At 59.2% G+C, this 9,604-nt stretch carries 7 protein-coding genes; 6 read left to right on the top strand and 1 reads right to left on the bottom strand.

Going from position 1 to position 9,604, the window contains the following annotated elements; translation table 11 throughout:
• The first annotated feature begins 488 nt into the window (after nucleotides 1-488).
• From VGI36_18605 to VGI36_18580, 6 genes are all read left to right on the top strand, one after another.
• Nucleotides 489-2,315, top strand: coding sequence for a hypothetical protein (locus VGI36_18605; protein ID HEY2487159.1), 1,827 nt, complete (start codon nucleotides 489-491; stop codon nucleotides 2,313-2,315).
• 92 nt (nucleotides 2,316-2,407) lie between these two features.
• Entirely contained in the window at nucleotides 2,408-3,283 is an 876-nt protein-coding gene (locus VGI36_18600) for a hypothetical protein (GenBank protein HEY2487158.1), read from the top strand.
• A 25-nt stretch (nucleotides 3,284-3,308) separates the two neighbouring features.
• Nucleotides 3,309-5,126 carry an HAD-IIIC family phosphatase gene (locus VGI36_18595; protein ID HEY2487157.1) on the top strand — a complete coding sequence of 606 codons (1,818 nt, stop codon included), beginning with the start codon at nucleotides 3,309-3,311 and terminating at the stop codon, nucleotides 5,124-5,126.
• A complete protein-coding gene (locus tag VGI36_18590; GenBank protein HEY2487156.1) occupies nucleotides 5,119-5,670 on the top strand; it encodes a hypothetical protein in 552 nt (183 codons plus the stop codon). Before VGI36_18595 ends, VGI36_18590 begins: the two co-directional genes overlap by 8 nt.
• Nucleotides 5,671-5,674: 4 nt before the next feature.
• A complete protein-coding gene (locus tag VGI36_18585) occupies nucleotides 5,675-6,004 on the top strand; it encodes a hypothetical protein (GenBank protein ID HEY2487155.1) in 330 nt (109 codons plus the stop codon).
• Between the two features lie 1,001 nt (nucleotides 6,005-7,005).
• On the top strand, nucleotides 7,006-8,424 hold the full coding sequence (locus VGI36_18580) for a hypothetical protein (GenBank protein ID HEY2487154.1): 1,419 nt from the start codon (nucleotides 7,006-7,008) through the stop codon (nucleotides 8,422-8,424).
• Nucleotides 8,425-9,022: 598 nt separating this feature from the next.
• Here the strand turns inward: VGI36_18580 and VGI36_18575 are convergent.
• Entirely contained in the window at nucleotides 9,023-9,379 is a 357-nt protein-coding gene (locus tag VGI36_18575; GenBank protein ID HEY2487153.1) for a hypothetical protein, read from the bottom strand.
• Nucleotides 9,380-9,604 lie beyond the last annotated feature (225 nt).

The following is a 9,604-nucleotide window of genomic DNA, read 5'->3' as shown; positions in this document are numbered from 1 at the left end:
TAAGCAAACCTGCAGGGGATTGCCATATCGGTTGCCTTACGCAGCTTAGGGCGACGGTGACGCTAGATGCCGCAAAATCAAGCCAGAAACGAATGCTGAGGAGGCCTTAGCTGGGTCGGGTATAGGGGAGAAATCGTCTCTTATGAGTAAAGGACACTTGTAAGTAGTAGCCAATTGACCCTGCGCTGAAACTTCCTGAAGGACATCATTCTCGAATTTGAGCTGGGCCTCTCACGTTCGAAGGCGACTCAATGCGTGGCGAATCCCGCAAGGGAGGTTCTCTCACGAAACACAAAAAGCCACCTCGGCTTCTATGGGTGCTTAACTGTAAAAGCTTCCCGCAGTTGATGTTCTCTCTTACAAAACTCTCACTTTTCTGACGGATTTCTGAGCCTTTTCTGACGGCATAGCACTTGCTGCCGTCTTGCGGGGTCGACTGTGGTCGTGCCAACGACTCCTAATAACGACTCCTGAGAGGTCACAGAGCATTGAGTTGGTCCAGTCCGGGCGACGCTGGATTCGGGGCGGCGACGTTAGTCGTCCTGTCCTGCGCCAATTCGAGAGAAACCGACGCCAAGCTCGCCCGACTCGCCGAGAAGTGGGGCATCAGGGCGGTGTTCGTCGATTCCGAGGGCGGTGCTCCTCTCGACATCATCAACCATATCGGTCAGCAGGAGCGCGTCTGCCTGGCGGCAAGCGCAGCTTCGCTCGCAAGAGTGTTTCGCGAGCAGGGCGCTCTGCTTGGTAACTTCCTTTCCACCTTTCCGGCGGCGCTGTTTCATGGCTTCGATGGTTCGCCCGGGACCAATGAGGTGTTGTCGTGGCTGACAGGAAACGCGCAACAAGAAACCGTCGCGCTTCCAGACTCGGCCCCGGAGGTCTCGTTTTCTGCTGATTTGCCGGCCGGCTGTGCGCCGCTTCGCGGGCTCGGCTTTCGCCTCGACGACTCCGGCAGCCGATGGCGCGGCTTTCCTGGTCTGAGCGGCATCGCGCTCATGAAGATGGGTGAGCTTGCGTCATTTGTGAGTTTTGCGCGTGGACCGTCGCGGATTTTTCTGCTCGCGGGAAGTGAGCTGCTGGATGTTGCAGCTCCCGCGTTGCCCTCCGACCCGCCAACTGAATTCTATGCGCAACTTGCGCCATGGTTGATGTTCCTGCGCAGCGCGTATGCAGAGTGGTGCTGGCATAATCCCAACCCGCGGGCGGGATGGATCATTGACGACCCGCTGCTCAAGGAAAATTACGGCTTCCTCCGCTACTCCGATCTGATCGAGGCGCTCGATGCCGACGACGTTACCGCATCCATCGCGTTCATTCCCTGGAATCACGGGCGCAACTCGGCCGACACCATCGCGTTATTCCGATCCCGCGAGGATCGGCTCTCGTTGTGTGTTCACGGCTGCGACCATACCGAGAACGAATTCGGTTCGGGCAGCCCTACCGCACTGCGCGCCAAAGCGAGGATGGCGGTGGCGCGGATGGAGGAGCTGCGGGTGCGCGAGGCACTCGCATACGAGCCGGTCATGGTTTTTCCGCAAGGGGGCTTTTGCAAGGGTGCCCTCGAGGCGCTTGCAGCCGAGGGCTTTCTAGCGGCGCTCAACACTTCGGTTTTCGCTGCGGACCACCAGCCGGGCGACGTAGTCGTCGGGGATCTGCTCGATCCTGCAATTTCGCGTTACGGAAGATGTCCCCTGTTTTCGCGGAGATACCCGGTCAGCATTTTCCCAGTGGCCTTCGACCTGTTTGTCGGCAAACCGGCGCTGCTGGTGGAGCATCACGGCTTTTTCCGCAACGGATGTCGTCCGATGACGGATTTCGTTAGACGGCTTAAAGTTCAGTCACCGGATCTCATCTGGTCTTCGCCGGGTGAAATTTTCACCGAGGCGGCTTTGCACCAAAAGATTAGCGATCACGAAACCCGGGTCCGCTTCTACGCCGATGGGTTCCTGCTGCAGAACGTCTCGGACTGCCGCACGACCTACCGGCTTCAACGAACCGGACAATTTACCGGGGTCTCTCATATCCTGTGCGACGGCCAAGCTTTGGAAGCTGCGGTATCGGCGTCGGAGCTGACGAGCGAGGTGACGCTCAACCCGGGCGAGGTCGTGCGCATCGAGGTGCCGGGCGCGCGGGTGCCGGGTTCCGCCGCGGTGCGTTGGTCCCCCGCCTATCGAGCCAAAGTCGCGGCGCGCCGCTACCTGTCCGAGTTTCGCGACAACTACGTGGCCCGCAATCAGTGGCTCCTCTCGGTTTCCGAAAAGGTCAAGCGTCGTTTGAGCCCGCCGCGCAGATCGCCGGCCCCGGCAGCGCACTGAGGTGGAGCAAATCCCTTGAAAACCAGCACGGCAGAAAAATCTCGTTGGCGGTACCGAGCGGCCAAGGTGATTGGCACCCACGGAGCGGCAGTGTGCTGGTAAAAAAGTTTCTTCATCAACCGAGTGCGCGCAATCGAATTTTCCGAGAGAGGTTGACGGAGCCGCTGCACCTCAATCTGGCCTCGTTGCTGGTCGCCGTGTTTGGCGGGGTGCGTTCCCGGATCGCGTTCGATCTCATTCAGCGTGCCCACTACGCCTATGGATTGCTCGAAGCCGCCGATCAGGCCCGCAAGGCGGGACTCGCCGCCTTCACGGCAGTGGAGTTCGGAGTCGCCGCCGGTGAAGGGCTGATCAATATGTGCCGCGTCGCGGAGTTAATCACCCGGGACACCGGCGTAGCGGTTCAGGTCGCCGGCTTCGACAGCGGCGAGGGCATGCCGCCGGCCGAGGACTTTCGCGACCATCCGGAACAGTTTGGGCTCGGCGATTTCCCGATGGACCGTGCCCGGCTCGAGGCAAAGTTGCCCCCCAACTGCAAGTTGGTACTCGGCGACGTAAGCAAAACGGTACCCGAGTTCCTGAAGTCGAATCTTAGTCCCGAGGCGCCGCTTGGCTTCGCCGCGTTCGATCTCGACTACTACACCTCGACCAAGCATGCGCTGCGACTGCTGTCCGACGCCGATGCCGCCAACTATCTGTTTTTACCGGTTCTGTATTTCGACGATATCGTGTTGCCGCATTATTCGGACTGGGCGGGCGAGTTGCTTGCGATCAACGAGTTCAACGCCGAGCACGAGGTACGCAAGATTCAGCAGTTCCGGTTTTTGCGCTCGCGGCGCCTGCTGAAGAATGCGCGCTGGATCGATCAGATTTTTATCTTGCACCTGTTTGATCATCCGCAGGTGCGAGAGACCCACGGACAGCGGCGCATGCAGAACGTCTACCTGAACGAAGTGGGATCCCGATGAGCCTCCGCATTTTAGCTGAAAGCCGATGAGTGTTGTTTCGGCAGAGAGGGAACGTGAGTTCGTGACCTCGCGTACTGAGAAAATTCACGAAGTGCTGGTGGTGGCAGATTTCAACGCCGCCAACCTGGCGTCGCTGCTGGTGGAAGCCGCGCCGGACCTGCCGATTCGCGCGCGATGCGCACCCTTCGGCCCGGTGATGCGGCACCTGCTCGTGCAGGATCTGGAACTGTGGACCGCAGCCACTCGCACCGCAGTGGTTTGGGCCACAGCCGAGAGCGTCTCTGAAGCCTACAAACGAAGGCTCGCAATGGAGGCCTCTTCGCTGGACGAAATCGCCGCGGAGACCCAGCAGTTCGTGCAGGCGCTAACCCGGCTCCCTCGTCGCGTCGAACACATTTTTGTTGCGACCTTCGCACCCTTCCATCCGATGCTTGCGCGGCGCGGACTTCTCGACCTGGACCCCGATCTCGGTCTTTCGGTCGCGCTGATGAAGATGAACCTCGTCCTTTACGAATCCTCGCGGGCGGATCCGCGGATTCGGATCTTTGATGCCGCGCGCTGGAGCGCGCTGGTCGGCGACAAGGGCTACGACCCGCGGCTCTGGTACGCGGCGAAGACGCCGTTTTCACTTGGCGTCTTCAAGCACGCGGTTTCCGACTTCGTCGCGGCGCTGCGCGGACTGGAGGGACGTGCCCGCAAGCTGGTGGTGCTCGATCTGGACGAGACGCTGTGGGGCGGGATCCTGGGGGACGTTGGCTGGGAAGCGTTGCGGGTGGGCGGTCACGATGCGGTCGGGGAAGCGTATCGCGATTTCCAGGCGGCGCTGAAGTCGCTGTCCCGCCGCGGCATTCTGCTTGGCATCGCCAGCAAGAATGACGAAGGAGCGGCGCTGACCGCGCTCAAGTCTCATCCGGAAATGTTGCTTCGACCCGACGATTTCGTCGGATGGAAGATCAACTGGAATGACAAGGCGCAAAATCTGCTCGAGCTGGTCGGGCACTTGAACCTGGGGCTCGACGCTGCCGTGTTCATCGACGACAACCCGGTCGAGCGCGATCGTGTCCGCACCGCTCTCCCCGAGGTTCTGGTTCCCGACTGGCCGGCTAGTCCTCTCTATTATTGTTCGGCGCTAGCGGCGCTGAATTGCTTCGATACTCCGGTGGTTTCCGGCGAAGATCGCAACCGCACCGCGATGTACGTAGCCGAGCGAAAAAGAGGTCGGCTTCGCGAGGACGTCGATCTGGATGGCTGGATGCATAGCTTGAACATCGTGGTCCGGGTCGCGGAGCTGAGCGAGGCTCACCTGGCCCGCGCGACCCAGCTGCTCAATAAGACCAACCAGATGAATCTGAGTACCCGGCGCCTATCGGCGCAGGAGTTCATGCGCTGGGCGGTTCACCCGGACCACTGCGCATTAGTGTTCAACGTGATGGATCGGTTCGGCGACTACGGACTGGTCGGAATTGGAACGCTGGCCTTCGACAAGCCGCGCAAGTCTGCCTCGATCGCTGACCTGGTCTTAAGCTGCCGCGTCATGGGGCGGCAGGTCGAGGAGTCGATACTCCACTTTCTGGCGAACGCGGCGCACGCCCGCGGGTGCGATCGGCTGGTGGCAGAGTATCTTCCCACCGCTAAGAACGCACCGTGCCTGAACTTTCTGCAGAGAAACCTGGAACGAGAGGACGGAAACACCTTTGCGGCGGATCTTCGCATCATACGGCCCGCACCCGATTGTACGACTATCGTTGAAGAACCACCGGCACATCGCGCGCCGACCCTCTCTGACCTCGAAGGCGCAGTGGCGGACCCGCGGGTTGCAGAACCGGTGACACGTGATGCCTGAAGCTGTGACCAAGCCCTTGCTTCAGCGAATGCTGAATCGCGCGCTGCACAGCGCGGCGCGTAGCCTGCCGGGAAGCGTGAGCCTGCGACCGGCTCTGCATCGATTCCGGGGAGTGGCGGTGGGGCGCAAGGTTTTCATCGGCGATGAGGTCTACCTGGAAAACGAGTTTCCGGAGTGCATCGAGATCGGTGATTTCAGCGAGATCGGCCTGCGCACGGTTATCCTCGCTCATCTGCGCGGTCCGGGCCGCGTCGTGATCGGCCGCAACGTCTGGATCGGTCCCTGCTGCCTGATTGCGAGCGCCAATGGACGCACCTTGACCATCGGTGATGGCGCGGTGATCGCGGGGGCGTGTGTGATAACGGCAGATGTCGCCGAACGTGCATTCATTAAGGCCTCTGTGGCCGCGCCAGCAGGGGTGGCGCAGGTCCCGCTCGCAACCTCGACCTACCAGCAATTCCTACTCGGGCTTCGCCCGATTCGAAATCGCGAGGCACCGCAACCTCCCAACCCCCGCGACGAGTCAGCAAACGGAAAGGCCTAGCATTTTGGAAACTGACAAGATCAAATCAGACGGCAATTCGCCGATTACGTCAGAAGATGCGATCAGGGCGGCGATTTTCCGAGCGGTCGACACCCTCAACGAGACGCTCGCCAAGACACAGCAGCTTAGAAAGAGCGGCGACACGGTCCTCATTGACAGCAAGGGCAGCATCGATTCGATGGCGCTGGTCAATCTGATCGTATTTGTGGAAGACGAACTAGCGCAGGCTTTTGGATGCCAACTCGACCTGACCGGCGGCGATCCTTTCGAAGAGCGGGATCTGAAGACACTCGGCTCGATGACCGAAGCGCTATGCCGTAAACTCGCCGCCTAGTGCCGGCACGGCGGCAAGAGAGGGTCGGTATCGTGCGCGCTCAAAAGGGCCGTTGCGCGATCCGAAGGTTGTTCAGCTACCCTGGCGCGATCGGCGGATTCGAGAGGACGACAGGCGCATAGTAACTGGGTTGCGGACCGGGGTTGAGTCGGATGGTAAATTCCAGCTCAGAAAGCACGTAGTTCTCTTTTGGCTTCGTTTGCGAACTCGAACGTCCTCAGGAATCTTCGCTGGCCTGCTTGAGGAAAGGTCTGCTCTGCACACCGGTTCCCTTTGATAGTCAGAATCTGGCCGATTCTCAGAACGACTCGGGCGGATTGCGGGTCCAGGCTATAAGCCTTTCTGAAATACTTAAGTGCCTCGTCATAGTTGGGGGGCCTTAACTCCAGGTCGCCTCGCCCACGTTGCAGTATCCGGTGACTGAAGAACGGTACTTGGCGATCTTTTTATATACGCGCCCCACTTCGCTGAACTGCTCGCGTGACTGGTAGAACATACCCAAGCAAACGTACGATTCTTCGACAGTCGAAGCACCGTGCGCAGAAGCTTCTCCGGTGGGATCGAGGCCGCCCGCTCTGCGCATACATCGCGTCGAACTGCGCTTACAACTCGCTCAGCGACGCATCAGCCGTGGCCCGAATTGCCCGCAACGGATGGTCCTCGAAGACTGCTGGCGGTCCGTTCCACACATCCCGCTTCCTCCTCCCACAACAGTGAGAATACCCTCACGGGGCCGCACCGCGCACTTCTCGTAGCGGGGAAACGCTCGCAGCGTTCGGCCAGACGTGTTTTACGGAACGGCGCGCCTCTCGATCGAGAAAGCTCGCCGCGATTAAGGTTCCTGACAGGCGTCTACAAATGTGGCCCTTACACGATGCTAAAAAATGGTACGGCCAGTAGGAGTCAGACCCGCTATTGGGAGCTTCCATTGAAGTTTGGCTTCAAGTCTCTGGACTCTTCGTCAATTGATCATTGAGTTCCGACTTTCTACTATGAGTACGATGAGTCGGCTCGAAGATTTTCACACCCGCCACGCGGTCGAAATCAAGGAGCTCTACGAGCGGTCAGCCGCTTGCTGGAAAATTCCAGAAGCACAATGGGCTGGCGCGATTTATCGCGCCGCGATCTCGAGCGCCTCAGCGGCGTCGAGACCTTCTTTCCCAATGGAAGTTTCTCGTACATTGGTGCACCCGGACGATTTTGCATTTGCAGTGGCTTTCCGGTTGGGTTGTAGCGAGGCCGTAAACAATTTCGAGGCAAAATACAAAGTTCTGCTTCACGATCTTGCACTCGATATTACTCACGACGAGCGTCGTGCAACGAATTTAGCTGAGGTCGTCTTGCAGGAGATCTATGGAGAATTGGAAGAAGATGGACGCAGAAATTCGCTGCTACGGGATTTCGATGGATGTGTCTCCTTGCTCGATTGGTTGCGCGCCCTCCTGAAGCGACGAGATGCAGGCGAGCTCAATGCGACAGGACCCAAGTTTTATGCTCCTACAACGCGCCGTGCGCCCGCTCATATGTCGTGCCCTCCGCGCGAGGCTCTTGCCGCATACCGCGACTTGGTCCAGCTGGGCGGCGTGCCCCAGCGAGGGCGCCGGTTGTCCTCCAAGGAACGCACCCAGATTCGCTACCACCTACGAGTCTGTCTACCCTGCCAGACCCAGCTCGTTACTGGCAGTGCGAATGTTCGCTATTCTGGCGAACTAGAGGCGGCAGCCCGCGAGCAGGCGAAACGTTGCACTGTCTTGCTGCTGCGCATAATAGGGATCGCAGGCATCGTCGGGATTTTGGCGTGGACCGCCTGGCTGACTGGGCAACCAGAGCGTTTTGTCGATCGCGCCCGGACAGTCCTGCGGGCGGCAGCCGGTCAGGCTCGCGACGTGGCGGAACCGCGTAGCGAGACCCCAATCGGCACTGTCTCATTTAGCGTTGGCACAGCATCGCGCGCTTCGGAAGTCCTTAAGCATCCCTTCACGGCCGAACTCAGCACGGCCGAATCCAGCCAATCTACAAATAGAGACAAGACCCACGCAACCTTACCGCCCAGCGTCGCGTCCCAAAATCAGGTGCCCGATTCCGGGTTGGAAAACAAAGTAGTTGCTGACTTTTCAAAGAGGCAGGATTTCGCACTCGGGAAAGGATCTGCAGTGACAGCAACTAATCATCAAGGCGTTCGAGATACGCTGGTTTCGAGCATCCATGGGGCTAATCTTCCCCAAAAGCGAACGCCCTACCACGTCGAGTCGGATAGCCTCTACACCTTGGAACGTGCCAAGTCCCTTATCCAGCGGTCTGTCGAGTCAGGCGATGAGACTGTGAAGCAGATTGATGTCGGGACGTACAAAGCTGGAGACGAAGCGGACGACGATCTGAAGTCCCGTTACAATGCCACTTTCAATTCGCCGTCGCGTTAAGGCGAGTGACAGTCGACGTTCGACTGGATGCAGCGCAGCTTTGCGATGACCTGTGCGGCGAAGACCCTGCAATTGCAGCTTCCAATTTGCGCTTCTGAGCTTCTGATCGGACGCAGAGACGAAGATCTATCAACGGCCGGCGGCGCCGCGCACCGTAGGACCAAAGCCTGCGGCTCGAGATCGCCGCGATCCTCGCGGAGAGTCGCGGCCCGCTACGGCCGTCCGCAGGTGCACGCCGAGTTGGCGGGTGCGTAGTCAGCGGACCGGGCGCAAGCGGGTGGCGCGTCTAATGCGTTGCCCGGGCTTGCGGGCGAGGGAGGGCTCGCGCTTTCGCTGCCCACCGACTTTGACCACAGCAACGATCAAAAGATCAGGGAGACAGGCCGATCATCCGCCTCGCGAACTGATTGGCCGCTGGATCGGCAGGTCACAGCCGCAAACAGTTCCTTTCGGCGCCGTTCGGCCTATCAGGAGAAGTGGCGAAGTTACCTTCGGTCCCACCGAGGCAGTCACATTCAGAGCGCGACACCCCATAGGATCCTCCGGTCGCGCGGCATGCAATCTGAGAAGACGAACAGCAGGAAAGGTATCAGCGGGATCATAAAAAACGTGGGAAGAAGAAAAACTCCCACATTGGCGCACTGTTGGAAAACAGGAAAAGTGGGAAAGTACCTGCGAAAGAAAAGATCGCTTCGGCCGGATATGTCTTAGCGTAATCCCAGAAACGTTTGCGGACCGCCATTGCCATCGTACCCGCCGGTGCAAACAGCACCCACGCCAGGTTTACGCAGCTGTAGTAGAGGATATGAAGCCGTCCAGAGAAAACAAAAGCGTGGGTATACTCTGCCGATTTGATGACAGGGAATAGCGGAACCATCACGGGTAGCGGACTCGTCCAATCCGACTTGTGGTAGCCGGCAACATTGGCAAGCGGGTTACCGTATACCAGGACCATCGGAATCCGTATCTCTCGGTATCAGTCGGTATCAGACTGTATGCGTCAAAGTAGTGGTGCATTGAGCTTTTCAGCACCGTCGGTGGCTTGGTTTGATAGTGAGTGATATCAGTTTCGAGCAGGTAGGGGCATAGTAGGCACACAAGACATACCTTTCGACAGGCGTTCCTATCGGGATACCTGGCCGCCCGGCCGCGAGCGAGCTGTTTATCCTCGCCTGATCGA

The sequence above is a fragment of the Candidatus Binataceae bacterium genome, assembly GCA_036495685.1.
Taxonomy (GTDB): Bacteria; Desulfobacterota; Binatia; order Binatales; family Binataceae; genus JAFAHS01.
Note: the sequence above shows the minus strand (reverse complement) of the source record. Positions and strands in the feature narration are given on the sequence as shown.

What these genes read in the sequence shown, in the direction of transcription:
- VGI36_18595 (HEY2487157.1), top strand. Translation starts at nt 3,309, where the DNA reads ATGAGTGTTGTTTCGGCAGAGAGGGAACGTGAGTTCGTGACCTCGCGT.
- VGI36_18590 (HEY2487156.1), top strand. Translation starts at nt 5,119, where the DNA reads ATGCCTGAAGCTGTGACCAAGCCCTTGCTTCAGCGAATGCTGAATCGC.
- VGI36_18580 (HEY2487154.1), top strand. Translation starts at nt 7,006, where the DNA reads ATGAGTCGGCTCGAAGATTTTCACACCCGCCACGCGGTCGAAATCAAG.
- VGI36_18575 (HEY2487153.1), bottom strand. Translation starts at nt 9,379, where the DNA reads ATGGTCCTGGTATACGGTAACCCGCTTGCCAATGTTGCCGGCTACCAC.